General features: G+C 62.4%; 20 protein-coding genes and 1 other RNA gene. 1 reads left to right on the top strand and 20 read right to left on the bottom strand.

Annotated elements, in window-relative coordinates:
* Positions 1 to 11: 11 nt before the first annotated feature.
* From secA to rsmI, 20 genes are all read right to left on the bottom strand, one after another.
* Positions 12 to 2741, bottom strand: coding sequence for a preprotein translocase subunit SecA (secA, locus tag CWI75_RS05785; protein ID WP_101520545.1), 2730 nt, complete (start codon positions 2739 to 2741; stop codon positions 12 to 14).
* A gap of 82 nt (positions 2742 to 2823) precedes the next feature.
* Positions 2824 to 3753, bottom strand: coding sequence for a M23 family metallopeptidase (locus CWI75_RS05780; RefSeq protein WP_101520544.1), 930 nt, complete (start codon positions 3751 to 3753; stop codon positions 2824 to 2826).
* 138 nt (positions 3754 to 3891) lie between these two features.
* Complete coding sequence (lpxC, locus tag CWI75_RS05775) at positions 3892 to 4809, bottom strand: UDP-3-O-acyl-N-acetylglucosamine deacetylase (RefSeq protein WP_101520543.1); 918 nt, start codon at positions 4807 to 4809, stop codon at positions 3892 to 3894.
* 69 nt (positions 4810 to 4878) lie between these two features.
* Positions 4879 to 6042 (bottom strand): cell division protein FtsZ, encoded by a 1164-nt coding sequence (gene ftsZ, locus CWI75_RS05770; RefSeq protein ID WP_101520542.1) that lies wholly within the window; start codon positions 6040 to 6042, stop codon positions 4879 to 4881.
* Between the two features lie 60 nt (positions 6043 to 6102).
* Entirely contained in the window at positions 6103 to 7332 is a 1230-nt protein-coding gene (gene ftsA / locus CWI75_RS05765; RefSeq protein ID WP_101520541.1) for a cell division protein FtsA, read from the bottom strand.
* Between the two features lie 23 nt (positions 7333 to 7355).
* A complete protein-coding gene (locus CWI75_RS05760) occupies positions 7356 to 8180 on the bottom strand; it encodes a cell division protein FtsQ/DivIB (protein WP_101520540.1) in 825 nt (274 codons plus the stop codon).
* Positions 8164 to 9102 (bottom strand): D-alanine--D-alanine ligase, encoded by a 939-nt coding sequence (locus CWI75_RS05755; RefSeq protein ID WP_101520539.1) that lies wholly within the window; start codon positions 9100 to 9102, stop codon positions 8164 to 8166. Before CWI75_RS05755 ends, CWI75_RS05760 begins: the two co-directional genes overlap by 17 nt.
* Complete coding sequence (murC, locus tag CWI75_RS05750) at positions 9099 to 10535, bottom strand: UDP-N-acetylmuramate--L-alanine ligase (protein WP_101520538.1); 1437 nt, start codon at positions 10533 to 10535, stop codon at positions 9099 to 9101. The genes CWI75_RS05755 and murC overlap by 4 nt, the downstream gene beginning before the upstream one ends.
* Positions 10532 to 11647, bottom strand: coding sequence for an undecaprenyldiphospho-muramoylpentapeptide beta-N-acetylglucosaminyltransferase (gene murG / locus CWI75_RS05745; RefSeq protein ID WP_206604652.1), 1116 nt, complete (start codon positions 11645 to 11647; stop codon positions 10532 to 10534). Before murG ends, murC begins: the two co-directional genes overlap by 4 nt.
* A complete protein-coding gene (gene ftsW / locus CWI75_RS05740; protein ID WP_101520537.1) occupies positions 11644 to 12810 on the bottom strand; it encodes a putative lipid II flippase FtsW in 1167 nt (388 codons plus the stop codon). The genes murG and ftsW overlap by 4 nt, the downstream gene beginning before the upstream one ends.
* Positions 12807 to 14168 carry a UDP-N-acetylmuramoyl-L-alanine--D-glutamate ligase gene (gene murD / locus CWI75_RS05735; RefSeq protein ID WP_241521090.1) on the bottom strand — a complete coding sequence of 454 codons (1362 nt, stop codon included), beginning with the start codon at positions 14166 to 14168 and terminating at the stop codon, positions 12807 to 12809. The genes ftsW and murD overlap by 4 nt, the downstream gene beginning before the upstream one ends.
* 22 nt (positions 14169 to 14190) lie before the next feature.
* Positions 14191 to 15273, bottom strand: coding sequence for a phospho-N-acetylmuramoyl-pentapeptide-transferase (gene mraY / locus CWI75_RS05730; protein WP_101520536.1), 1083 nt, complete (start codon positions 15271 to 15273; stop codon positions 14191 to 14193).
* Positions 15273 to 16637, bottom strand: coding sequence for a UDP-N-acetylmuramoyl-tripeptide--D-alanyl-D-alanine ligase (locus CWI75_RS05725; RefSeq protein WP_101520535.1), 1365 nt, complete (start codon positions 16635 to 16637; stop codon positions 15273 to 15275). The genes mraY and CWI75_RS05725 overlap by 1 nt, the downstream gene beginning before the upstream one ends.
* On the bottom strand, positions 16634 to 18130 hold the full coding sequence (locus tag CWI75_RS05720) for a UDP-N-acetylmuramoyl-L-alanyl-D-glutamate--2,6-diaminopimelate ligase (protein ID WP_206604651.1): 1497 nt from the start codon (positions 18128 to 18130) through the stop codon (positions 16634 to 16636). The genes CWI75_RS05725 and CWI75_RS05720 overlap by 4 nt, the downstream gene beginning before the upstream one ends.
* Positions 18127 to 19887: a peptidoglycan D,D-transpeptidase FtsI family protein gene (locus CWI75_RS05715; RefSeq protein ID WP_101520534.1), complete on the bottom strand. Its 1761-nt coding sequence runs from the start codon at positions 19885 to 19887 to the stop codon at positions 18127 to 18129. The genes CWI75_RS05720 and CWI75_RS05715 overlap by 4 nt, the downstream gene beginning before the upstream one ends.
* The gene (ftsL, locus tag CWI75_RS05710) at positions 19884 to 20201 is read right to left on the bottom strand and encodes a cell division protein FtsL (RefSeq protein WP_101520533.1); all 318 of its coding nucleotides are present in this window, start codon (positions 20199 to 20201) and stop codon (positions 19884 to 19886) included. Before ftsL ends, CWI75_RS05715 begins: the two co-directional genes overlap by 4 nt.
* A 1-nt stretch (position 20202) precedes the next feature.
* Complete coding sequence (rsmH, locus tag CWI75_RS05705) at positions 20203 to 21120, bottom strand: 16S rRNA (cytosine(1402)-N(4))-methyltransferase RsmH (RefSeq protein WP_101520981.1); 918 nt, start codon at positions 21118 to 21120, stop codon at positions 20203 to 20205.
* 9 nt (positions 21121 to 21129) lie between these two features.
* Positions 21130 to 21585 (bottom strand): division/cell wall cluster transcriptional repressor MraZ, encoded by a 456-nt coding sequence (mraZ, locus tag CWI75_RS05700; RefSeq protein ID WP_101520532.1) that lies wholly within the window; start codon positions 21583 to 21585, stop codon positions 21130 to 21132.
* Between the two features lie 356 nt (positions 21586 to 21941).
* An RNA gene (rnpB, locus tag CWI75_RS05695) (RNase P RNA component class A) lies at positions 21942 to 22288 on the bottom strand.
* A gap of 45 nt (positions 22289 to 22333) precedes the next feature.
* Positions 22334 to 23170 carry a 16S rRNA (cytidine(1402)-2'-O)-methyltransferase gene (rsmI, locus tag CWI75_RS05690; protein ID WP_101520531.1) on the bottom strand — a complete coding sequence of 279 codons (837 nt, stop codon included), beginning with the start codon at positions 23168 to 23170 and terminating at the stop codon, positions 22334 to 22336.
* A gap of 81 nt (positions 23171 to 23251) precedes the next feature.
* Between rsmI and CWI75_RS05685 the strand changes: the two genes are divergently transcribed.
* On the top strand, positions 23252 to 25069 hold the full coding sequence (locus CWI75_RS05685; RefSeq protein WP_162300003.1) for a penicillin-binding protein activator: 1818 nt from the start codon (positions 23252 to 23254) through the stop codon (positions 25067 to 25069).
* The last annotated feature ends 23 nt before the right edge of the window (positions 25070 to 25092 follow it).

Here is a 25092-nt window from a genome sequence, read left to right as displayed (position 1 = left end):
ATGGCAGGCCGCTAGGCCAACTCGCCGTGGCAATGCTTGTATTTCTTGCCACTGCCACAGGGGCAGGGCTCATTGCGCCCCACCTTGGGCTGCTCGCGGGTGAAGGTCTGGGGCGGCTCCGGCAGCGGCTGCCTGGGCGTTGCCGGCATCGCTTCGGCCAGGGCCTCGTCAGCCATGGCGGAGACGGCAGCGTGCTGGAAGGCCAGTTTTTCCCGCTCCGCCGCTTCCCGGCGCCGTGCCTCCATCAGTGCGGCCTCGTCCTGGCGCTGGATCTGTACGTGGCTGAGAAACTTGATCACCTCGTACTTCAGGTTATTCAGTAACTGCTCAAACAGGGCGAAGGACTCGCGCTTGTATTCCTGCTTGGGGTTTTTCTGGGCATAGGCGCGCAAATGGATGCCCTGGCGCAGGTGATCCATGGTCGCCAGGTGGTCTTTCCACAGGTTATCCAGCACCTGCAGCATGATTTGCTTCTCAATCTTGCGCATGGGTGGGCCAACGTCTTCACACTTGGCATCGTAGGCCGCCTGTACCGCCTCGACAATACGCTCGCGCAGGCTCTCCTCGTACAGTTTGTCATCCTCATCCAGCCATTGCTGTACTGGCAGGGTGATGGCGAACTCGGCTTCCAGCTGGCGCTCCAGGCCGGGCACGTCCCACTGTTCCGGGAGGCTCTGGGGCGGGATGTAGCTGGAGATCGCGTCGTTGACCACGTCCTCGCGAATGGCATTGATGGTGTCGAGAATGTCCGCTTCCCCGAGCAGCTCATTGCGCTTCTGGTACACGATCTGGCGCTGGTCGTTGGCTACGTCGTCGTATTCCAGCAGCTGCTTGCGGATATCAAAGTTACGGCCCTCCACCTTGCGCTGCGCTTTTTCAATGGCGTTGGTGACCATGCGGTGCTCAATGGCCTCACCCTTTTCCATACCCAGTGCCTGCATGAAGCTCTTGACCCGCTCCGAGGCAAAGATGCGCATCAGGTTATCTTCCAGCGACAGGTAGAAACGGGATACGCCCGGGTCACCCTGGCGCCCGGCCCGGCCACGCAACTGGTTATCAATACGCCGGGACTCGTGACGCTCGGTGCCGAGAATGTGCAGGCCACCCGCCACCACGACCTGCTCGTGGCGCTCGCGCCAGGCCTCGGTGAGCTCAGCGCGCTTCTCATCACTGATATCGCCCGCCGCCGCCAGCTCGGCGTCCAGGTTACCCCCGAGCACGATATCGGTACCGCGGCCCGCCATGTTGGTGGCAATAGTCACCATGCCCGGCCGTCCGGCCTGGGCGATAATATCCGCTTCCTGGGCGTGGTACTTGGCGTTCAGTACCTTGTGTTCAATGTTCGCCTTGCGGAACCGCTCGGACACTTCCTCCGAGGTCTCCACCGACGCCGTGCCCACCAGCACCGGCGCGCCGCTGTTCATGCAGGACTTGACGTCCTCCAGGATCGCCTCGAACTTTTCTTCCCGGGTCAGGTACACCAGGTCATTGAGGTCCTTGCGCCGGGCCGGCTTGTTGGTGGGAATTGCCAGAACTTCAAGCCCGTAAATCTGGCGGAATTCGAAGGCCTCGGTATCGGCGGTACCGGTCATGCCGGCCAGCTTGTCGTAAATCCGGAAGTAGTTCTGGAAGGTGGTGGAGGCCAGGGTCTGGCTCTCGCTCTGGATATTGACCCCCTCCTTGGCCTCAATCGCCTGGTGCAAACCCTCGGACAGGCGCCTGCCCGCCATGGTGCGCCCGGTGTGCTCGTCGATCAGCACCACCTGGTTATCCTGGATGATGTATTCCACATCTCGGTTGAACAGCACATGGGCGCGCAGTGCCGAGTAGACGTGGTGCAGCAGGTTGAGATTGGATGCGGCGTACAGGCTGTCGCCCTCTTCCAACAGGCCCTCCTCGACCAGCAGGCCCTCGACAAACTCGTGGCCCTCCTCGGTCAGCTCTATCTGGCGCTGCTTTTCATCCACCGTGAAATGGCCGCTTTCGCCCTCGGTATCGGGGCGCAGGGACGGAATCAGCTTGTTGATACTTTTATACAGCACTGAGCTGTCTTCGGAGGCGCCAGAAATGACCAGTGGCGTGCGGGCTTCGTCAATCAGGATGGAATCCACCTCATCGACAATCGCAAAGCTGAGGTCGCGCTGCATACGGTCTTCAATACTGAAGGCCATGTTGTCGCGCAGGTAATCGAAGCCGAACTCATTGTTGGTGCCGTAGATGATGTCGGCGCTGTACGCCTCGCGCTTCTCCTCCTGGCTCTGGCCGGACCTGACCACACCTACTGATGCGCCCAGGAAGCGGTACAGCGGGCCCATCCAGCTGGCGTCGCGACTGGCCAGGTAGTCATTCACCGTGATCAGGTGCACGCTGTTCCCCGACAGGGAATTGAGATACGCCGGCAGTGTGGCCACCAGGGTCTTGCCCTCGCCGGTGCGCATCTCCGCGATCTTGCCCTCGTGCAGGGCCAGGCCACCGATCAGCTGGACATCAAAGTGGCGCAAGCCCAGTACCCGTTCGCTGGCTTCCCGGGCTACGGCAAACGCTTCCGGCAGAATCTGGTCCAGGGTCTCGCCCGCCTGCAGGCGCTCCCGAAACTCGGCGCTCTTGGCGGCCAGTGCGGCATCGTCCAGGTCCCTGGTGGCGTCGGTCAGCGCGTTAATCTGTTTGACCACCTTGCCAATACGCTTCAGCTCCCGGTCATTGCGGGTGCCGAAAATTTTCTTCATCGCGGTCGTAATCATGATTTGTCACTGTGTTGTACGGTTGGGCACCATCTGTGAAAAACGCAGATGGCGTGGCTATGTTCGAGGATAGACTACGGGTTCAGCGTCGGGTGCGGTGCACGTAGCTGGAGGGGTCCACGGCACGGCCGTGCTTGAATACTTCAAAGTGTACATGGGCACCGGTGGACCGGCCACTGGAGCCCATCAGGGCGATTGCCTCGCCCTTGCGTACCAGGTCGCCCGCGTCTACCAGGTTCTGCTCGTTATGGGCATAACGGGTTACCAGGCCATCACCGTGGGACACTTCCACCATTTTGCCATAACCGGACCGGGTACCCGTCCAGGTTACTACACCACCGGCCACGGCGATGATATTGGAGCCGGCCTTGCCCGCAAAGTCGATGCCGTCATGGATCGCGGGGCGACCCGAAAAGGGATCGGTACGGGGACCGTAGCGTGAGGACAGCCAGCCTTTCTCCACCGGACGTCCGGACAGCCACACCTGGTCATCCAGCTTGCGGTGGGTGAGCAGTGACTCAAGGATTTCCAGCTGCTGTTCGCGTTGATCCAGGCGTTGGGCGAAGATCTGCAGTTCCCCGGTGAGGTCGGGTGCCAGGTACTCGACATTGAACTCGCCGCCGAGGGGGCCACCCATGCCGGGCGGCTGGGTGAAATCAAACTCGCCGTCTTCCAGGTTGGCCATTGCAGTGAGGTGTTCGCCCAGGGCGTCGAGGCGTGTAAGCCGGGCCTGCAGTTCCGCCAGGCCCATGGTCATGGCCTGCAGTTTGCGCTCTGCATCCAGCCGCAGCCCTTCCAGTTCAGTGGACTGGGTAGCCAGCGCGTCCTGCAGCGAATCCAGGGAATTGTCGCGCACATCGCGGGCCTGGCTCTCCTGGCCTGCAACAAAGCCGAGCGCAATCATCCCCAGCGGCAGGCCGAGACAACACAGCGACAGCAGCGCGCGGGACCAGCGACCCAACTCTATAGAGCGGGAGCCACCGTGTTTTCGGTGTATCAGAATGACCTTCATTTGCAACCGACTGCAACGGAGAATAGCGGGACTATGCCACGTTCGGGGCGGCTTTACCACTTCCGATTGGTGTTTGGCACAGGTTGCAAGGGCCCCCGAATGCGCCATTATCGCGCACGGAAAGGCCCTGTTGCCGTCTCAGACGGCGGCGGGAACCGGGTTCAGGGAGTAGGAAATCGGTGCGGTGGCCTCGTCGTCGAAGGTCACCATTTCCCAGGCGTCCGGCTGCGCCATGAGCGCCCGCAGTGACGCGTTATTCAGTGCGTGGCCGGACTTGTGGGCACGGTACTCGCCAATGACACTGTGTCCCAGCAGGTACAGGTCGCCAATGGCGTCGAGGATCTTGTGCTTGACGAACTCGTCGTCGTAACGCAGGCCATCCTGGTTGAGGATGCGGTATTCATCCACCACGATGGCGTTATCGACACTGCCACCACGGGCCAGGCCCCTGGAACGCAGGTACTCAATTTCATGCATGAACCCGAAGGTACGAGCTCGGCTCACTTCCTTGACGAAGGAGGTGCTGGAAAAGTCGATTTCGGCATAGGGCGAGCGCTCGCGGAACACCGGGTGATCAAAATCGATGGAAAACGAGACCTTGAAACCGTCGAAGGGGAGAAAGCTCGCGGTTTTGTCTCCGTCTTCCACCGTGACCGGGCGCTTGATACGGATAAACTTCTTGGCGGCGTTCTGTTCCTCGATACCAGCGGACTGGATAAGGAATACGAACGGCCCGGCACTGCCATCCATGATCGGCACTTCCGAGGCACTGACATCAATAAAGGCGTTATCGATGCCCAGTCCCGCCATCGCAGCCAGCAGGTGCTCCACGGTCGATACTTTTTCGCCATGGCCAACCAGGGTGGTAGACAGGGTCGTATCACCAACATTTTCAGCCCGGGCGTGAATCTCAACCACCGGGTCGAGATCCACGCGACGGAATACAATACCGGCATTCACCGGCGCGGGGCTCAGGGTAAGGTACACTTTCTCACCCGTGTGCAAACCCACACCGGTTGCCTTGATGGCATTGCGCAGAGTCCGTTGTCGAATCATAGTCTTTCCACCCATATTCTGTGCCTTACAAAGCGCAAGGCACATCGACCGTAAGCCGATACTGCCGTGCTAGTCTGCCTGGCGACGCAAAAACGCGGGGATATCAAAATAATCCTCGCCGCCAGCTTCAGCCGCCGTAGCCGCTGCCTGGCCACCTGCCGCCGGACGCGCTCTGCGCATGGCCGGGGGCCGGTCAAAGTCCTTATAGTTGGGCTCCGACACGGGGTCCACCGTGCGGGCAGGTGCATCCACCACCTGCAGCGTCGCCCTGGCCACTTCGCCACCGAGCCCGGTAGCGACCACGGTCACCTTGAGCTCGTCGGTCATGTTGGGATCGATCACCGTTCCCACCACGACCGTTGCATCGTCCGATGCAAATTCCTCAATGGTGTCGCCCACTTCGGCGAATTCTCCCAGCGACAAATCGAGGCCGGCGGTAATGTTCACCAGAATGCCGCGCGCACCGCGTAAATCGATATCGTCCAGCAGCGGGCTGTTGATGGCGCGTTCAGCCGCTACCCGGGCACGGTTTTCACCCTTGGCCCGACCGGTACCCATCATCGCCATACCCATCTCGGACATAACGGTGCGCACATCCGCGAAATCGACGTTGATCATGCCGGGCCGGATTATCAGGTCCGCTATGCCCTGAACTGCGCCCAACAATACATCATTCGCTTCCTTGAAGGCATCCATTAAACTGGTACTTTTTCCGAGAACTTCAAGCAACTTTTCGTTGGGAATGGTGATCAAAGAGTCGACGTGTTGCTGCAGTTCACGCACCCCTTCCTGGGCGATCGCGAGTCGTTTCTTACCTTCAAAAGCAAACGGGCGGGTCACAACCGCGACGGTCAGGATACCCATTTCGCGAGCGACTTCAGCCACCACCGGCGCGCCTCCGGTACCGGTACCGCCGCCCATGCCGGCGGTAATGAATACCATGTCGGCACCGCGCAGCGCATCGGCAATACGCTCGCGATCTTCCAGCGCCGCGGCGCGGCCGATTTCCGGGTTGGCACCGGCTCCCAGGCCCTTGGTGATATCACCGCCGAGCTGCAGGACTGTTTTTGAACTGATATCGGACAGCGCCTGGGCGTCGGTATTGGCGCAGATGAAATCCACCCCCTCCACGGCGTTTTCGATCATGTGTTTTACGGCATTACCACCGCCACCGCCTACACCGATGACTTTGATAACTGCGCTCTGTGGTACGTTATCGATAAGTTCAAACATAATATATCTCCCGTTGCCGTTTGGTGTCGCGCCGGGGCGCGACGGTTGCCGCCTAAAAAATTAAAAGTTACTTTGTAACCAGTTCCTGAAACGCGTTATCACACTGTCACTATCGCCCGGGCGCCTGGCGCTGCGTTCACCGGCGCTTTTCTCGCCGTACTGCAACAGCCCGACACCCGTGGCGTAGATCGGGTTGCGCACGATATCGCTCAACCCCTTTACCGAGTTCGGGTAACCTACCCGCACCGGCATATGAAATATTTCCTCGGCCAGTTCCACGACACCCTCCATCTTTGAGGTGCCCCCGGTAAGGACGACACCGGCGGGGATCATCTCCTCGTAACCGCTGCGCCGCAGTTCCGCCTGTACCAGGGTGAACAGCTCGTCATAGCGAGGCTCCACCACCTCCGCCAGCGACTGCCGCGACAGGTCCCGCGGCGGCCGGTCACCCACACTGGGCACCTTGATGGTTTCATCGGGGCCGGCGAGCTGGGTCAGGGCGCAGGCATACTTGATCTTGATCTCCTCCGCATACTGGGTGGGTGTGCGCAGCGCCATGGCGATATCGTTGGTAACCTGGTCGCCGGCGATGGGAATCACCCCGGTGTGGCGAATGGAGCCGTCGGTGAAAATCGCGATATCGGTTGTGCCACCGCCGATATCCACCAGGCACACACCCAGTTCGCGCTCATCGTCAGTCAGCACGGAATAACTTGAAGCCAGCTGCTCAAGGATGATTTCCTCCACTTCCAGGCCACAGCGGCGGATACACTTTTCAATATTCTGGGAGGCGTTTACCGCGCAGGTCACCAGATGCACCTTGGCCTCCAGGCGCACCCCGGACATGCCCAGCGGTTCCTTGATGCCTTCCTGGTTATCAATCACGTACTCCTGGGGGAGGATGTGGAGAATTTTCTGGTCCGCCGGAATTGCCACGGCCTGGGCGGCGTCGAGCACCCGCTCCAGATCGGCAGGAAATACCTCGCGGTCGCGAATCGCGACAATGCCGTGGGAATTGAGGCTGCGAATATGACTGCCGGCTATACCCACATACACCGAATGGATCTGGCACCCCGCCATCAGCTCCGCCTCTTCCACCGCGCGCTGGATAGACTGCACGGTGGATTCGATATTGATCACCACCCCCTTTTTCATACCCTTGGAGGGGTGGGAGCCAATGCCTATCACCTCAATGGACCCCTCCGCACTCAGCTCACCAACAATGGCGACAACTTTGGAGGTGCCGATGTCCAGCCCTACAATCATTCTTTTATCCTGTCCGCTGCCCATGGCAGTTTCACTCCCCAGCTGTCTTATTCATTGACGACCACCGCCAGTTCAACCGGCTCCCGAAAAGCGACCGCCAGGCCGCGCTCGTAGCGCAGGTCGACCCGCTCCACCTCGCCCGGGCGTGCCGCCAGTTCGCGGGCATAGACCGTGGTAAAACGCTGCACCCGCTCGGCGAAATCGGTATTACCCAGCGCCAGGGCAATGCCGCCTTCAAGCACCGCGGACAAATGACCACGCTTATCGAGGGTTAGCGCCAGCACCGCCAGATTTACCGGCTTCAGCAGCTCGCCCAGCTGCTGGTAACTGACCATCAGTTGTCCGGCGGCGCCCTCCGGCCCCCGCAGTCGCGGCAGCGCCTCCCCTGCCTGGACACTGTCACTTTGAAAAACCTGGCCCTCGTGATTCAGGAAACCGTTGTCGCCCCAATGGGCGATAGGCAATTGCTCCAGCACATGGATCTCCAGGGCGTTGGGCCAGCGCCGGCGCACCGACGCACGGTAAATCCACGGCAGGGCCTCCAGCTGGTCGCGCACTTCGCCCAGGTCCGCGCCCAGGAAGCCGCCCACCAGGGCCGGCTGCACCATCTCCTGCACGAGCTCGGTCTGGGTGCGCTGCAGGCTGCCGGTTACCGTAATCTGCTCCACCGGAATCTGCTGCAGGGTGAACCAGGCCTGCAAGCCCGCGGCGATGACCACCGCACTGCCCACCAGGATCAACAAGCGGTTGACCCAGCCGTCCAGCACCGCCATGCCGGGGCGCAGTCGTGTAGCGGCCGGTGCCGCCGGCTTGCGCCGGGTTGCGCCTGCAGCCGCATTGCGGCGACGCACGGATTCAGGCCTCGTCGCCACGATGTCCGCCTCCCCAGCTCAATTCGACAATGCGCCGGACCAGCGCGGCTATCGACAGCCCCACCGCAGCGGCCGCCATGGGCACCAGGCTGTGCGAGGTCATCCCCGGAATCGTGTTCACCTCCAGTACATAAAAGCGTCCGTCGCGATCACGCATCAGGTCAACCCGGCCCCAGATCGCACAATCCAGTGCCCGGAAAGCCGCCAGCGCCAGCGCGGCCACCTCGGCCTCGGAGGCCGCATCGAGGCCGCTCGGGCAGTGGTAACGGGTCTCGTCCGATAAATACTTGGCTTCGTAGTCATAAAACGCGCGGTCGGTTTCCATCTGAATGGAGGGCAGTGCCTCCTGTCCCAGGATCGCCACTGTATATTCGGGGCCATCGATAAACTGTTCCGCCAGAACGGTATTGCCGTACACCGCGGCCTCGCGCCAGGCGGCTTCCAGCTCGGCGGCGTTGCTGGCGGGCGCCATGCCGACACTGGAGCCTTCGCAGGCCGGTTTGACAAACACCTTGCCAAAACGGGTCATCACCGCGTCCCAGTCGGTATCGGCGGTGAGCACTGCAAATCCCGCGGTCGCAATGCCGGTTCCCTGCCACAGCTGTTTGCTGCGCTGCTTGTCCATGGCCAGCGCCGAACCCAGCACTCCCGAGCCCGAATACGGTATTTGCAGGGTCTCCAGGGCACCCTGGATCACGCCATCTTCACCACCGGGGCCGTGCAGCGCGTTAAATGCAAAGGTGACGCCTTCAAGCTGCGCTATCCAACCGGGTGTCGCCGGATCCACACGGCGCACGTCACAACCCAGGCTTTCCAGTGCCGTAACCACGGTAGCGCCACTGAGCAGAGAGATGTCGCGCTCTGCGGAGCGCCCACCCAGGAGCACTGCCACCGGACCCGCTGTTGCCTGCGCCCAATTCATTGGCCGACCTCCACAAGACTGCCCAGGGCGTACAGGTCCTGGGCCAGCCGGCCTATGTTGCCCGCACCCTGGGTGATCAGCACATCGCCATCGCGCAGGATGCCGCGCAGTACGGTTGCCATTTCATCCGTGCTCTCGACAAAAACCGGTTCCACCTGGCCGCGCTGGCGAATGCTGCGGGTAAGGCTGCGGCTGTCGGCACCGGGAACGGGATCTTCCCCGGCCGCATAGACCTCCAGCAAAAGCAGCGCATCACAACGCGACAGCACGGCCACAAAATCCTCGTACAGGTCGCGGGTCCGGGAATAGCGATGAGGCTGGTAAATCATGACCACCCTGCGGTCCGGCCAGGCCTGGCGCGCGGAGTCCAGGGTGGCGCGGACCTCCGTGGGATGGTGGCCGTAGTCATCCACCAGCAGGGCGCTGCCGCCGGCCAGTTGCAGTTCGCCCAGTACACTGAAACGGCGACCCACACCGCCAAAGTTCGCCAGCCCGCGCAGGATCGCGGCATCGTCCACGCCTTCATCGCTGGCAACGGCTATGGCCGCGGTTGCGTTGAGTACATTGTGCTGGCCGGGCATATTCAGGTGCACCGCCAGGGGCGCCAGGCTGCCGGGCCGGTGCACCGTGAACGCCGTGGCCAGGCCCTGGCGGTCGATGTCGGTGATGCGGTAATCGGCGTCCGCTGCGGTGCCGTAGGTCGCAAACTGGCGCGCCAGGTCGGGCAACAGGCCGGCCACTACCGGGTCATCCAGGCACAGCACCGCCAGTCCGTAAAATGGCAGGTTATGCAGGAATTCCAGAAAAGTGCCGCGCAATACCGAAAAATCGCCGCCGTAGGTCTCCATGTGGTCTGCTTCGATATTGGTCACCACTGTCACCATCGGCTGCAGGTGCAGGAAGGAAGCGTCACTCTCATCGGCCTCGGCAACCAGAAAGCGACTGGCGCCGAGCTGGGCGTTGCTGCCGGTGCTGTTGACCAGGCCACCGATGACAAAAGTCGGATCCAGGCCCGCCTCGCCGAATATCGCGGCAATCAGGCTGGTGGTGGTGGTTTTCCCATGTGTGCCGGCTACTGCTATGCCGTGGCGGTAACGCATCAGTTCCGCCAGCATTTCCGCCCGCGGCACCACCGGAATACGCGCGGCTTTGGCGGCGACCACTTCGGGGTTGTCGTCGTGTACCGCACTGGAACTGACCACCACATTCGCGCCACGCACGTGGGCCGCCGCGTGACCGAAAAACACGTCGATTCCTTTCTGCTGCAGGCGTTCGGTGACCGAGCTGGCACGCAGGTCAGAGCCGCAGACTTCATAGCCGAGGTTAACCAGCACCTCGGCAATACCACTCATGCCGGAGCCGCCGATACCGATCATGTGGATCCGGCGGATGCGCCGCATTTCGGGCACGCTGTAAAGGTTAGTGTCATTCATCGCGTGCTCCCTGAGGTGTTTGCGCACAGCGCCTCACACAGATCGGCAACCTGCTCGGTAGCCCGCGGACGCGCGGCTGCGGACGTTGCCGCGGCCATGGCCGCGAGACGCTGGGGATTGGCGATATAGCCCGCGAGTGTCGCCGCCAGGTCGGCCGCCTTGAGCTCGCGCTGACGCAGCAACAGGGCAGCGCCGTGGTCGGCGAGCGCGCGGGCATTGGCGCTCTGGTGATCGTCAATCGCATGGGGCAACGGCACCAGCAGCGACGGCCGCCCCATGATCGCCAGCTCTGCAACCGTAAGCGCCCCGGCGCGACAAATCACCAGGTCGGCCCAGCCGTAGGCGGCGGCCATGTCTTCAATAAATGCACTGACCCGAACACCGTGTTCGAGCATCTCGCCATACTCCTTGCCCAGGTCGTCCACGTGCGCATTCCCGGCCTGGTGCCAGACCTCAACCACACCCTCGCCCGCCTGCCTGCGCAATTTGCGCAGCGCGTCCGGCAACAGTGTATTGAGCGGTTGCGCACCCAGGCTTCCTCCCAGCACCAGTAGCCGCAGGGGACGCTGGCCGCTATAGTCCCAGGGCTGTTCTGCGGCGGTCGAGAGCAGCTCGCGACGCACCGGATTGCCCAGGACCTGTACAGCCCGGCCGTCGGCAAAGGCACCGGGAAACCCGCACACCACAGCTTTAGCCAGCGGTGCGAGCATGCGGTTGGTGGTGCCTGCGATTGCATTCTGTTCGTGAATCAACAAAGGCTTGCGCAGCAACCATGCTGCGACACCCGCGGGCCCCGCCGCGTAACCACCCATACCCACCACACAGGCTGGTGCCAGTCGCCAGACCAGTCGCAGCGCCAGCAGCGAAGACCACAACAGCAGCCACAGGCCCAGGAGCGTGTGCAGGATGTTCTTGCCACGCACTCCCCGCACCGGCAATGCATGCAAAACAATACCCGCAGCCGGAACGACCCGGGCTTCCAGGCCGCGCGAGGTTCCCACCCACTCCACCCGGTAGCCGCGCTCGCGCAGCTCAACGGCTACCGCCAGCGCAGGATAGACGTGGCCGCCAGTACCACCGGCCATGATCAGGATCAGGGGTGGCAGGCTCATGCGCGCGCCCTCTTTTTATTGGCAGGTGCAGCCGCTTTGCGGGACGGCGCCACGCACAGGTCGCGCTCAATACGCAGTACCAATGCCAGCATGGTGCAGCACACGATCAGGCTACTGCCGCCATAGCTGACAAAGGGCAGGGTCAGGCCCTTGGTAGGCAGCAGCCCCGAGCTCACCCCGATATTCACGAAAGCCTGCCCGGAAAATACCAGCGCCACGCCAAAACAGAGGTTGGCACCAAACTCATCGCCCACTATCTGGGCCTGGCGCGCCACCCACAAAATGCGACCGATCAAAGCCACAAACAGGCCAATTACCAGCATTGCCCCTAAAAACCCGGTTTCTTCCGCCCAGATCGAGAACACGAAATCGGTATGCGCTTCCGGCAGGTAAAAGAGCTTCTGGATACTGTTCCCCAGACCCACGCCCACCCACTCGCCGCGACCGAACGCAATCAGTGACTGGATCAACTGGAAACCGCTGCCGTAGGGATCAGCCCAGGGATCGGTATAAGCGGTCAACCGCGCAACACGGTAGGGCGCGGCAAATACCAGCGCTACCAGGCCAGCCACACTCAGCGACATGACCCCGAGGAAACTGGTGAGCTTGACCCCGGCGAGAAAGAGCATGCCGAAGGCGGTGACAACCAGGATAACGGTCGCGCCGAAGTCCGGCTCCGCCATTAACAGTACGCTCACCAGCAGCAGTACTGCCATGGGCTTGGCAAAACCCTGCCAGCGACTGCGCAATTCGTCACCATGGCGAACCAGATAGCCGGCGAGGTATATCAGGACCGTAAACTTGGCGAATTCCGAGGCCTGCAGGGTGAACGGCCCCAGTGGCAGCCAGCGCTGCGAACCGTTGACATCCTTGCCGACACCCGGCAGCAGCACCAGCACCAGCAGCGCCACGCCGCCCAGCAGCCAGAACCAGCCGGTTGCCAGCCAGAATTGCGCCGGCACGAAGTAGGCACCGGTCGCCACGGCCAGGGAGACCACCAGGTAGAACAGGTGACGCTGCGTGTGATACCAGCCATTGTCATGATGAAAGGTACCGTATTCCACCGAGGCGGAGCTGATTGCCACCAGGCCCACAGCCATCAGGGCCAGGCCGAGAAGTAGCAGGGTCGGGTCCATAGGCAGGCGCTCGCGCAGAGAGATCATGACTGCGCCTCCGGCAACGACTGCACCGCGCGCACAAAGGCGTCACCCCGGGCGGCGTAGCCCTCAAACATGTCGAAACTGGCGCAGGCCGGAGACAGCAGCACCACCTCACCCCGCCGGGCCACTGCCTCGGCCTGGGCCACCGCGTCGGCCATATCCCCGGCGCGGTAGCAGGTCACGATATCCCCCAGGGACTGCTCCAGCTCCGCGCTTGCCTCGCCCAGCAGGACCAGGGCCTTGCAATGAGCCTGTACGGCGGGTCGCAGGGAACCGAAATCGGCACCCTTGGCCACGCCACCGGCGATCAGGATTACCGTATGCTCCCCCGCAGCCAGCCCGTTCAGGGCGGCAACCGTAGCACCGGGATTAGTGCCCTTGGAGTCATTGACGAAGCGCACCCCGTTGCGTTCCGTCACCACCTGGCAACGATGTGGCAGCCCGCGGAAGGTTCGCGCGGCGGTGACCATGGCGGCCATCGGCAAACCGGCGGCATGGCCCAGGGCAAAAGCCGCCAATGCATTTGCCACGTTATGGCGTCCGGCCATGCCCAGGTCCGTCGCGGCCAACAACGGCTCAAAACCGAAACACAGCGTCTCGGTACCGTCAACATTGCGCAGACCGAAGGCCCCCAGTTCAGGCTCCCGCAGGCGCCAGCTGATTACCGGCACACTCGCTGCAACCAGTGGCAGGGTAAGTGGGTCATCGCGATTAACCACCGCCTTCAGGCAGCCGCGAAAGATCCGGTGCTTGGCCTGGTGATAGTGCTGCAGGCTGCCGTGGCGATCCAGATGGTCAGCGCTGACGTTAAGTACGGTCGCCACAGCCAGCCCCAGGTCGCCGGCCCGCTCCAGCTGGAAACTCGACAGCTCCAGCACATAAAGTTCGCGCTCGGCTGCCAGCAGGTCCAGCGCCGGCGTACCGAGATTGCCGCCGATGCCCACATTCAGCCCGGCCTCCCCTGCCATGGCGCCCAGCAACGCGGTCACCGTGGACTTGGCATTGGAGCCGGTAATACCCACCACCGGCACCTGCGCCTCGCGCATGAACAGGTCGATATCACCCATGATCACCGCGCCGGCGGCAATGGCGCGTTGCACCAGCGGCGCATCCAGGGCAATACCCGGGCTGACTATCCACTCGCCACCCGCGGTGATCACCGATTCGGGAATGTCACCGGCAAAGACCGGTACCTCGGGCATTTCGCGGTTCAGGGTAGCCAGTTCCGGGGGTGCTGCACGGGTGTCAATCACGGTAAAGCGCAGGCCCTGCCGATACCAGTGGCGGGCAACCGACAAGCCGGTAACACCGAGGCCAAAAATGACCCCGCCGCCGCTGCTTGCTATTAGCCCCTGTATCACTGTCGATGCACTCCCGGTCTGCCTAACGTAATTTCAAAGTGGCCAGCCCGAACAGGACCAGCATTACGGTAATAATCCAGAAGCGCACGATCACCCGCGGTTCCGGCCAGCCTTTCAGTTCGAAATGGTGATGAATGGGCGCCATCCTGAAGATGCGTTTGCCGGTAAGCTTGAACGAGGCCACCTGCAAAATGACGGATACCGTTTCCAGTACGAAGATGCCGCCCATAATGAAAAATACGATCTCGTGGCGGGTAATGACCGCGACGGTGCCCAGCGCAGCGCCCAGTGCCAGTGCGCCGACATCGCCCATGAACACCTGGGCGGGGTAAGTATTGAACCAGAGAAAGCCCAGGCCGGCACCGGCGATGGCGCCACAGAACACCGCCAGTTCGCCACTGCCGGCCACATAGGGAATTTGCAGATAATCCGCAAAGTCCGCATGCCCGGTCAGGTAGGCTATCAGCCCCAGGGCGGTACCCACCATTACCGTGGGCAGGATGGCGAGGCCGTCAAGGCCGTCGGTCAGGTTAACGGCATTACTCGAGCCGACAATCACGAAATAGGTGAGCACTATAAACAGCGGACCCATGCTCCAGGCGAAATCCTTGAAAAAGGGAATGTAGAGCTCTGTGGTCACCGCGGTATCAAATGCGAAATACAGGTACAGGGCCGCCGCCAAACCGGCCACCGATTGCCACAGGTATTTCCAGCGCGCCGGCAGACCCCGGGAGTCACGCTCTACTACCTTGCGATAGTCATCTACCCAGCCTACCGCCCCGAATACCGCGGTAACCCCCAGGGCAATCCAGACATAGTCATTGCGCAGGTCGGCCCACAACAGCGTACTGATGGCGATTGCCACCAGGATCAGCGCGCCGCCCATTGTGGGGGTGCCTGATTTGCTCAGGTGCGACTGCGGCCCGTCGCTGCGCACGGACTGCCCCACCTGGTAGACGTTAAGCTGCCGGATCATCGCCGGCCCTACCAGCAGGGAAATAATCAGCGCCGTACCGGCGCCGAGAATGCCGCGCAGGGTCAGGTACTGAAATACCTGGAAGCCGGTCGCAAACTGGGTGAGATACTCTGCGAGGAACAACAACATCAGCTCCGGGCCTCCTTCTGTTGTTGCACCAGTGCGGCCAGCACTCGCTCCATGGCCGCCCCCCGGGAACCTTTTATCAGCACGGTATCCCGCTCATCAAAACTGTCGGCAAGTGCTGCGATGGCAGCGCCGCAATCGGCATACCATTCGCCGTGGCCGAACGCCGCCACCGCCCCGGCCAGTTCGGGCCCGACACCGCAAAAACGTTCAATGCCGCGCTCCCGGGCGTAGCGGCCCGCCGCTTCATGCAGGGATTCACTGTCAGCGCCCAACTCCAGCATGGCTCCCAGAATCAGGGTACGGCGACCCTGGCAGCTCGCCAGAAGGTCAATAGCTGCGTGTACCGAGCCCGGGTTGGCGTTATAGGTGTCATCCACCACGGTGGCGCCCGCCAGACCCCGATGCAGGGCGCCGCGACCTGGCTGTGGCTGCACACTGGCCAGTCCCGCGGTGATTTCGGCCAGGGTGAGGCCACAGGCGAGACCCGCGGCAATCGCCGCCAGGGCATTGGCAACGTTGTGCCGACCAGGCAGCTGCAAGCGGATAGGGGCGTCGCCAGCGGGGGTGCTGGCGATAAAGCTGATGCCGGCAACCCCGCGAGACTGAATCGTGTTGGCACTGATGGCTGCCGGATGCTCGAGGCCATAATCGAGCATGGCGGCGGTACCTGCGCGGCTCCGCCAGCGCGCGGCCCAGGGCTGGTCGGCATTGATGATCGCCGTGCCGGCACCGGCCAGCCCCTCGTAGATCTCGCCCTTGCCGGCCGCAACGCCCTCAAGACTGCCAAAGCCCTGCAGGTGGGCCGGCATGGCGTTGAGCAGCAGGGCTACATCCGGGCGTGCCAGTTCACACAGCCAGGCAATGTGGCCGGGGCCCGCAGCGCCCATCTCCACCACCGCAAAAGCGTGTTCGGGAGCCAGCTGCAACAGGGTTAACGGCACCCCGATTTCATTGTTGAGGTTGCCCTCTGTCGCCAGGGTGGGACCACGACGGGCCAGTATCGCGCTGACCAGGCCCTTGACCGTGGTCTTGCCATTGCTGCCGGTAATCGCCACCAGCTGCCCCTGGTAAAGGGAGCGGTTATAGGCGCCCAGATAGCCCAGGGCGCGCTGGGTATCCGCTACCTGCAACACGGGCAGGCTGGTCTTGACCGGTCGGCTGACCACTGCGGCGGCAGCACCCGCCGCGGCCACTACCTCAAGGAAATCGTGGCCATCAAAATGTTCGCCCTCCAGAGCAACAAACAAGTCACCGGGGCCGATGGCCCGACTGTCGGTACTCACCCGGGTAATGGTGGTGTCGGCGCCAGAGAGCCTTGCCTGCAGGGGCTTTTCCAGTTCGCTGAGTGTGAATGCACGCATCATGCCGATGCCCTCCTGGCAAGTGCGGCGGTGGCCACCTCGACATCACTGAACGGTATCCGTTGCGTACCGGTAATCTGGTATTCCTCGTGCCCCTTGCCGGCGATCAGTACACAGTCGCCCGGCCTCGCCTCGGCGATGACAGTGGCGATCGCCTGCGCGCGGTCCGGCTCTACCTGGACATCCGAGCCGCTGCAACCTGCGTTGATATCGGCCAGAATCGCCAGCGGGTCTTCCGTGCGTGGGTTATCCGAGGTCAGGATCACCTGGTCGGCACCGGCACAGGCGGCACGTCCCATCAATGCCCGCTTGGCCCTATCGCGATCACCACCGCAACCAAACACCACCAGCAGACGGCCGGACACATGGCGACGCAGCGCCTGCAGTGCCTGGGCCAGTGCATCGGGGGTATGGGCGTAATCGACGATCACCTGCAGCCCGACCGTATTGCGGATCAGCTGCATGCGGCCGGGAATACCGCGCAGACCGGCAACTGCCGCCAGGGTCGGTGCCAGTTCCGCGCCCAGCAATACGGCGCAGGTGACCGCGGCCGCCACATTGGCAAGATTGAAATCCGCCGGCAGCGGGCTGGCAAAAACGCCGCGTCCCCAGGGGGTCACAAGCTGAGCCTCCACGCCGCCGGTATGGAACCGGGGCGCCGTTACCCGGATATCGGCATCCGGGTGACCCGCGGCGGAGTAGCGCCAGGCCGCCACGCCTGCAGGCAGACTGGCGAGTACTTCGGCGGCATACGGATCGTCCAGGTTCACTACCGCGTGGCGCAGGCCCGGCGTGGTGAACAGTTTCAGTTTACTGCGCCCGTAAGCCACCATGGTGCCGTGGTAATCCAGGTGGTCCCGGGTCAGGTTGGTGAATACGGCGATGGCAAAGGTCGTGCCATTCAGCCGACCCTGGTCCAGGGCATGGGAAGACACTTCCATACTGACCGAATCAACAGCCTCGTCACGCCAACTGGCAAGTTGCTGCTGCAGTGTTACCGGGTCCGGGGTAGTATTGGCGGCCTCGGTGACACTGTCGTCAAGAGCGGTGCCGAGGGTACCGATAACACCACAGCGCCGTCCGGTGGCACGCAACAACTGCGCCAGCAGACGACTGGTGGTGGTTTTGCCGTTGGTGCCGGTGATGCCGATGATGTCCAGGTTCGCGCTGGGGTTACCGTAAAAGCGCGCAGCGATCACACCCGCCTCGCGGGCCAGCCCGGGCAGTTCCAGCACGGGTACCGGCAGCGCCGGCCCACCATTCGCCAGCGGAGGCTCGGCCACCACGGCCGCCGCACCACCGGTGATTGCCTGCTCGATAAAGCGGCGCCCGTCATGGCGGGCTCCCGCTAATGCCAGGAACAGGTCCCCGGGGCCTACCCGCCGGCTATCCAGCTGTACGCCGCTGACCCGCACATCGGTGAATCCCTCGGCGCAACTGCCCAGCAACGCGGACAGCGTCATTTCACGGGTGGCACTTGCCGTAGCCGCCATCATCCCGACACCTCCGCACGGGGTATCGCCCCGGAGGTATGACTTGCCGGCGCGGCAACCGTCAGCTCGGCAGGCGCCGGCACTTCCGGTGGCACATTCAACAGCCGCAGTGTGCCCTGCGCCACCCGGGAGAAAACCGGCGCCGCGGCAGCGCCACCCCCGTAAGCTTCACCCTGGGGCTCATTGATGATCACTACAGTAACAAAACGGGGATCTTCTATGGGCGCAATACCGGCAAACAGGGCGATGTACTTGTTATCCTGGTAACCGCCGGGTCCCACTTTGTGTACCGTACCGGTCTTTCCGCCCACGTGGTAGCCGGGCACCTGTGCCTTCCGCGCAGTACCGTGCTCTTCGGTGACCCGCTGCAATACGGTAAGCACCTGCGCCGCCAGATCCCCTGAAATGATTCGCGTGCCATCCGTACCGGGCTGCCCGGTCGCCAGCAGGGACACAGGCTGCAGGATACCGTCATTGGCAAAGGCACTGTAGGCGTGGGCGAGCTGTAAAGGAGTGGCGGTCAAGCCGTACCCGAATGCCAGGGTCGCTTTTTCCACATCGCTCCAGCGCTCGCGATTGGGCAATAGCCCCGCACTCTCACCGGGAAAACCGGTTGCCAGCATGCTGCCGATACCGAAGCGGGCAAAGACGTCCAGAATGGGCTGGTGACCAAGATCCAGGGCAATGCGGGTAACGCCCACCTGGCTCGATTTTTCAATAATACGGGACACTGTAATCTCACCATAATCACGCGGGTCCGGAAACACTTTGCGACCCACCCTGATGCGCCCGGGCGATGTATCAATAAGGGTTTCCGTCGAGTAGCGACCGCTTTCCAGCGCCGCCACCAGGGTAAACGCCTTCATGGTCGAGCCCGGCTCATACATGTCGGTCATGGCCCGGTTGCGAGTCTGCGCCGGGGTAATACCGCGGCGGCTGTTCGGGTTGTAGACGGGATGATTTACCATCGCCAGCACCTCGCCGGTATGACTGTCCAGAGTCACAATAGTGCCCGCGCTGGCACCGGTGAGTGCCATTGCCCGCTGTAATTCCTGGTGATGCAGGTACTGCAGTCGCAGGTCAATGCTGAGCCTGAGATCCTTACCCGGGCGCGCGGGCTCAAGCACGCCGATATCACGCACCGCATCGCCGTGCAGGTCCTTGATGTATTGCTTCTGGCCCGGAACACCTTTCAGCCATTCATCATAGGCGAGCTCCAGGCCGGTAATGCCGGCGCCGTCGGTATTGGTAAACCCGACCAGCTGGCCCACCACCTCACCCGCAGGGTAGAAACGGCGATATTCGCGCTTGCCATACACACCCGGGATACGCAGCGCCAGTATGTCGCGGGCGGCAACGGGCACGAGGTGGCGCTGCAGGTAAATGAAACGCTTGCCCGCGTAATTGTCGAGCCGTTCCCGCAGTGCCGAGGGGGTAGTTTCCAGAGCCCCTGCCAGCGCTGACAGATCCTCTACCCCGGCCAGAATTGCGGGATCCGTCCACAGCGAAATCACCGGGGTGCTCACCGCCAGGGGTTCGCCGCGCCGATCGGAAATCACACCGCGATAGGCGGGTATCTCCGCATTACGCACTGAGCGAAGATCGCCCTGGTTCTGCAGGAAACTGCGACCGCGATCAGTGTCCAGCACCTGCAGTGACAAGACCCGCCCAACCAGCAGCGTCGGCAGCGCCAACAGTGCAATCACCACCAGGTAAAAACGCCAGGGAGCGATGACCGTCTTGCGTGGGGCGCGGCTCATGGCTTCACCACGTTCACTTCGTGCAGCTCCGGCGCCTGCATATCAAGCTCGCGCGTCGCAACGCGCTCTACCCGGTAGTGTGACGCCCAGGTGCTTTGCTCAAGTATCAAGCGCCCGTAATCTTCGTGCAGCAGCCACTGGTCCGCCTCCAGTTGCTGCAATACGGCATACAGCTGCCGGCACTGGTGCGAGCTCTGTATGACCGCAAAAGCCGAGCCCAGAATCAGCACCGACAGCCCCGCCACCCAGATGAAAGATGTTGCCTGTGGCTCACGACCCGCGGCCACCTGCGTTTTATGAATATCGCCGGCCATATCAGCTGATCTTCTCGGCGACACGCATGATGGCACTGCGCGCGCGGGGGTTGGCGGTGACTTCGTCGGCCCCGGCGCGCACGGCTTTACCCAGCAGCCGCATGCGGCGGTTGAGTGCGCTATCGCGTATGGGTACGCCCGCAGGAATGGCATCGCCGCGCGCCATATCGCGCATGTAACGCTTAACCAGGCGATCCTCGAGGGAATGAAAACTGATCACCACCAGGCGGCCCTCTAACCGCAGCAGGTCGAGGGCGACCGCCAGCAGGTCCACCAGGTCGTCCAGCTCCCGGTTAACCTTGATACGAATTGCCTGGAATGCGCGGGTTGCCGGGTGCTTGTGTTTTTCCCACTTCGGGTTGGCTTCGCTGACAATCTTTGCCAGGCGACCGGTTGTCGTAATGGGTGCCTCGGCACGGGCGTCGACGATGGCACCGGCAATGCGCCGGGCAAACCGCTCTTCCCCGTAATCCTTCAATACCCGGGCAATGTCCTGCTGATCTGCATGCGCCAGCCACTCAGCGGCCGTTTCGCCGCGAGAGGTATCCATGCGCATATCGAGGGGGCCGTCGTGCTGAAAACTGAAACCGCGTTCACTGTCATCCAGCTGTGGGCTGGAAACCCCAAGATCAAGCAGAATGCCGTCAACCGCAGCCAGGCCCATCGCCTGCAGTTGCCCCGGCAGCTGGGCGAAAGAGCCGTGAAAAAAGCTGAACCGGGGATCACTGGCCGCAAGCTTTGCCGCGTCGATCGCCGCGGCGGGATCCTTGTCCACTCCCAGCACCCGGCCCTGGTCATCCAGCCGCTGCAGCAGCTCACGACTGTGCCCGCCGCGACCAAAAGTGCCGTCCACATAAATACCGCTGGGGGTTGTCACCAGAGCGTCCACCGCTTCTCGTAACATGACTGTTTGATGCATGTCGCTCACCTACAGGGTCAGGGACATCAATTCATCGGGCAACTCTGCCTCGGGACCGGAGTCCAGCAGGGCTTGCTCGCATTCCGCCATCCATAGCTCTTCGGCCCACAACTCCAGTTTGTTGCCCTGCCCGACCAGGACCACTTTCTTGTCCAGGCGGGCGTAGTCGCGCAGCGGCTGGGGCAGCAGCATACGCCCGTTGGAATCGAGCTCAAGATCGGTGGCATAACCAAGCACCAGCCGCTGAAAACGCTTGACTGCAGGCTTGAGGGCGGGCAGTGCCTGAATATCCTGCTCAATGCGCTCCCACTCGGGGAGCGGGTAAATGGTCAGGCAGGTTGCCTGGGTATCGATCGTAGCCACGATCCGGCCCTCACAACTCGACAGCAATGGCTCCCGCTGGCGCGCCGGCATTGCCAGGCGTCCTTTGGGATCCATATTTATATGCTGTACTCCACGGAACACGCCAGTTTTCCCCACTCACCCGACTCTCAAACCCACAAAAAGCCAGATATTTCCACTTATTGCCACTTTTCGACACTATAGGTCTGCGGTACTCGGAGTGTCAAGCGAGCCTCGGGAGAAAACGTTTTAATTTCAGTTAATTAGCGCATTTTTGAGCATTGCGCAGCAGGAAATCACGGGTAATTACAGGCAAAAAATCACGCAAAACAAACCAGTAACATGATCTGTTGAGGATTCACTTTAACTTACAGTCTATTTTCTTATTTTCGAGGAGGGTTTTTAGCAGTAAATCGTATATCTATGATCTCGCCAAAGCACAAAGAAGCACCCCCGCCAGGGGCGGGGACACGGTAAAAAAGTTGAGTCGGTCGATAAGCCGGGTTCTGTCGTGGACGATCATTCATCTGCGACAGGCGTCACCGCCTGCCTGTAGCGACCTACCCGAATCCACTGCGGGCCGCAGCATAAGGATTCCTATTTGGTCTTGCTCCAAGTGGGGTTTACCATCGCCACGCCTGTTACCAGCCGCGCGGTGCGCTCTTACCGCACCATTTCACCCTTACCCGGCCGAAGCCGGGCGGTATACTTTCTGTTGCACTTTCCGTAGGCTCGCGCCCCCCAGGCGTTACCTGGCACTCTGCCCTGTGGAGCCCGGACTTTCCTCCCCCGACACAGGGCCGGGAGCGATCGCCTGACCGACTCGGCGGCAAGACTACCCGCCGGCCAGCGCCATGGCAAGCGCTACTGTCTACTCCACCGGGGAATGCACCAGGAATTCATACAGCAGCTTCTTGCGCAACCCCGTGCAATCGGCAACGACTGCCGCCGCTCGCTTGGCCGGCAACTCCTGTGCCAGTCGCCGCAACAGTTGCGCCACTTCCGGCGCTACGACTTCTTCGCGGCCGCGCCGGCCGGCAACCGCCAGCACGATTTCTCCACGCTGCTGGTTGGAATCGGCCGCGACAAACCGGCTCAGCTCCACCAGTGGGGCGCGATGAAGGGTTTCGAATGTTTTGGTCAGTTCGCGTGCCAGCAGGGCTTCACGCTCGCCCCCCAGGCAGGTGATCATCGCTTCCAGGGTCTCCGCAACCCGATGCGGCGCCTCGTAAAACACCAGGGTGGCACTCTCCGCAGCCAGCGCCTGCAGGCGACTCGCCCGCGCACCGGCTTTGGCCGGCAGGAAGCCCTCGAACAGGAAGCGGTCGGTGGGCAGGCCCGAGGCACTGAGCGCCGCAATCGCCGCACAGGCACCGGGGACCGGGTATACTGCATGCCCCAGATCCTGCACCTGGCGCACCAGCCGGTAGCCGGGGTCGGAAATCAGCGGCGTACCGGCATCCGACACCAGTGCCACCACCCCGCCCGCCGCCAGGCAATCCAGCACCTTCGACAATGCCCGCTGGTCGCTATGATCGTGGTAAGCTTGCATCGGTGTATCGATGCTGAAGTGCTGCAACAGGCGCGCGCTATGGCGGGTATCTTCAGCGGCTATAAGATCCGCCGCGGCAAGCACGGCCAGCGCACGCTGGGAAATATCACCCAGGTTACCGATTGGTGTGGCAACAACGTACAGCCCTGATTCCACTTATTGTTCCCAGCCTTGTATCATACGCAGTGAATGAATCGACAGCCCCAACCAACCCGGCCCCGAATCCGGAAGGATAACATGACAGCGTTTGCAGAAAAGCGGCCACCGGTGGCAGCACCGATTTTACTGCTGTTACTGGGAGTAATAGCAGGCTGCGCCGGCACACCACCAACCCCGGATATGAGCGGTGAGCCGGAGCTGGAAACCCCGGTGATCGCCGAGATGGCGCCACAGGGCCCTGCCGAGCTACCCGAAAGTGCCTGGCAGGCGGAGTTTAGCGCAGCCGAACGCCGGCTCGCCGCCCAGGACTGGATCGGAGCGGAGCAGGCCCTGCAACCATTACCCGACACCCTGGTGGCCAACGACCTGGCTCGACATCACTACCTGTTGGCGCGTGCAGCTTACCTGCGAGGTGACTACAACACGGTTCGCGCCCTGCTGGAGTCGCTGCCACAGGAGCCCGTGGCGCTGGCCCTGCGCCAGTTACTGGATAATTTCAGGCGCCACATGCACAGCCTTGCGGGTCAATACCGCGATAGCGCCAGGCTGGGTGTCACACAACTGGAGTACGCACTGGACCCCATCCTGCGAGACACCCTCAAGCGCGACATCTGGCATAACCTGCAGCGCCTGCCGGCAACGGAACTGGATAGCGCCCTGGCAGAGGCAACAGCGGCCGAGTGGCGCGCCTGGCTGCGCCTGGCCAGACTGGCGGCAGACCAGCCGGGCGTCAATGCCCTGCGTGCCAGCCTTGAAACCTGGCTGGCGAAACACCCGGACCACGTCGCGGCAGAGCAGCTGCCCGGCGGCCTGGGGTTTTTGCTGGCAGAGCGACAACCGGTCCGCAAGGTGACTCTGCTGCTGCCGTTGAGCGGGCGCCTGGCACCCGCGGCACGCGCAGTACGCGACGGCTATCTCGCGCATTACTATTCAGCGCGCGAGCGTGAAGACAGCGACCATGAGATCAGCATCGTCGATACGGGATTATTTGCCAGCGCCGTTGCCGCCTACGAACACGCGGTGGCCAGTGGCGCCGACCTGATCATCGGCCCACTCAGTAAAGAAGCGGTGACCCAACTGGGCAGGCATCCGCAACGGCCCGTGCCCATACTGGCACTGAACCGGATTGATGAACCGGTCGTGCACGGTAGTGCTGCGCTGGTACAGTTGTCACTGGCGCCCGAAGACGAGGCCCGACGCATAGCGGAACTGGCCTTCGGCCAGGGCGCCAGGCGCGCGCTGATACTGCGCCCCGCCGGCGAGCGGGGCACGCGCCTCAATGACGTTCTGCGACAGCGCTGGCAGGCATTGGGTGGCAGCATTGCCGCCAGTGCCACCTACAGCAGCCCGGAAGCGTATTCCGCGAGCATCAAGACAGCACTTAACCTGACCGACAGCGAGCAGCGGGCACGGGAAGTGCGCAGTATGCTGGCAACCAATATCGAATTTATCGCCAGAAGGAGGCAAGACGTCGACGTGGTATTCCTCCTTGCCGGCACTCCCGCGGAGGCCCGCTCGGTGAAGCCGCTGCTCGCCTTTCATTATGCCGGCACTCTCCCCGTCTACGCGACCTCAAGTATCTATAGCGGTATCCCGGACCCGCGCAACCGCGATCTCAATGGTGCGCGACTGGTGGAATTGCCCTGGCTACTGGGCGCCAATCCCGATCTGCGCGAGGCCCTTGCCGCCGGCGAGACCGGCGGCGACAGCTTCACCCGACTCAATGCCCTGGGTGCCGATGCCGGGTTGCTGCAATCCAGATGCGTCCAGCTCCAGGCGGGCGCTGACGCACTGATCAAGGGCGCAACGGGACTGCTACTGCTGGACCAGGACCTGCGCATCATTCGGGAGCCGGCATTGGCCACTTTTGATGGCAGCGATCTCACCCGCCTCTGACGTACACTCAGCCCTGGAATACA

Source organism: Kineobactrum sediminis (assembly GCF_002868715.1).
In the GTDB taxonomy this organism is placed as follows: domain Bacteria; phylum Pseudomonadota; class Gammaproteobacteria; order Pseudomonadales; family Halieaceae; genus Kineobactrum; species Kineobactrum sediminis.
This window is presented reverse-complemented; position numbering and strand designations above follow the sequence as displayed.

Excerpts from the sequence above, each read along its gene's own strand:
- CWI75_RS05780 (WP_101520544.1), bottom strand. The coding sequence starts at position 3,753 with ATGAAGGTCATTCTGATACACCGAAAACACGGTGGCTCCCGCTCTATA.
- CWI75_RS05720 (WP_206604651.1), bottom strand. The coding sequence starts at position 18,130 with ATGATGGCGGCTACGGCAAGTGCCACCCGTGAAATGACGCTGTCCGCG.
- ftsL (WP_101520533.1), bottom strand. The coding sequence starts at position 20,201 with ATGGCCGGCGATATTCATAAAACGCAGGTGGCCGCGGGTCGTGAGCCA.
- ftsZ (WP_101520542.1), bottom strand. The coding sequence starts at position 6,042 with ATGTTTGAACTTATCGATAACGTACCACAGAGCGCAGTTATCAAAGTC.
- rsmH (WP_101520981.1), bottom strand. The coding sequence starts at position 21,120 with ATGCATCAAACAGTCATGTTACGAGAAGCGGTGGACGCTCTGGTGACA.
- secA (WP_101520545.1), bottom strand. The coding sequence starts at position 2,741 with ATGATTACGACCGCGATGAAGAAAATTTTCGGCACCCGCAATGACCGG.
- lpxC (WP_101520543.1), bottom strand. The coding sequence starts at position 4,809 with ATGATTCGACAACGGACTCTGCGCAATGCCATCAAGGCAACCGGTGTG.
- CWI75_RS05685 (WP_162300003.1), top strand. The coding sequence starts at position 23,252 with ATGACAGCGTTTGCAGAAAAGCGGCCACCGGTGGCAGCACCGATTTTA.
- ftsA (WP_101520541.1), bottom strand. The coding sequence starts at position 7,332 with ATGGGCAGCGGACAGGATAAAAGAATGATTGTAGGGCTGGACATCGGC.
- ftsW (WP_101520537.1), bottom strand. The coding sequence starts at position 12,810 with ATGATCTCTCTGCGCGAGCGCCTGCCTATGGACCCGACCCTGCTACTT.
- murG (WP_206604652.1), bottom strand. The coding sequence starts at position 11,647 with ATGAGCCTGCCACCCCTGATCCTGATCATGGCCGGTGGTACTGGCGGC.
- murC (WP_101520538.1), bottom strand. The coding sequence starts at position 10,535 with ATGAATGACACTAACCTTTACAGCGTGCCCGAAATGCGGCGCATCCGC.
- CWI75_RS05725 (WP_101520535.1), bottom strand. The coding sequence starts at position 16,637 with ATGATGCGTGCATTCACACTCAGCGAACTGGAAAAGCCCCTGCAGGCA.
- CWI75_RS05755 (WP_101520539.1), bottom strand. The coding sequence starts at position 9,102 with ATGAATTGGGCGCAGGCAACAGCGGGTCCGGTGGCAGTGCTCCTGGGT.
- mraY (WP_101520536.1), bottom strand. The coding sequence starts at position 15,273 with ATGTTGTTGTTCCTCGCAGAGTATCTCACCCAGTTTGCGACCGGCTTC.
- CWI75_RS05715 (WP_101520534.1), bottom strand. The coding sequence starts at position 19,887 with ATGAGCCGCGCCCCACGCAAGACGGTCATCGCTCCCTGGCGTTTTTAC.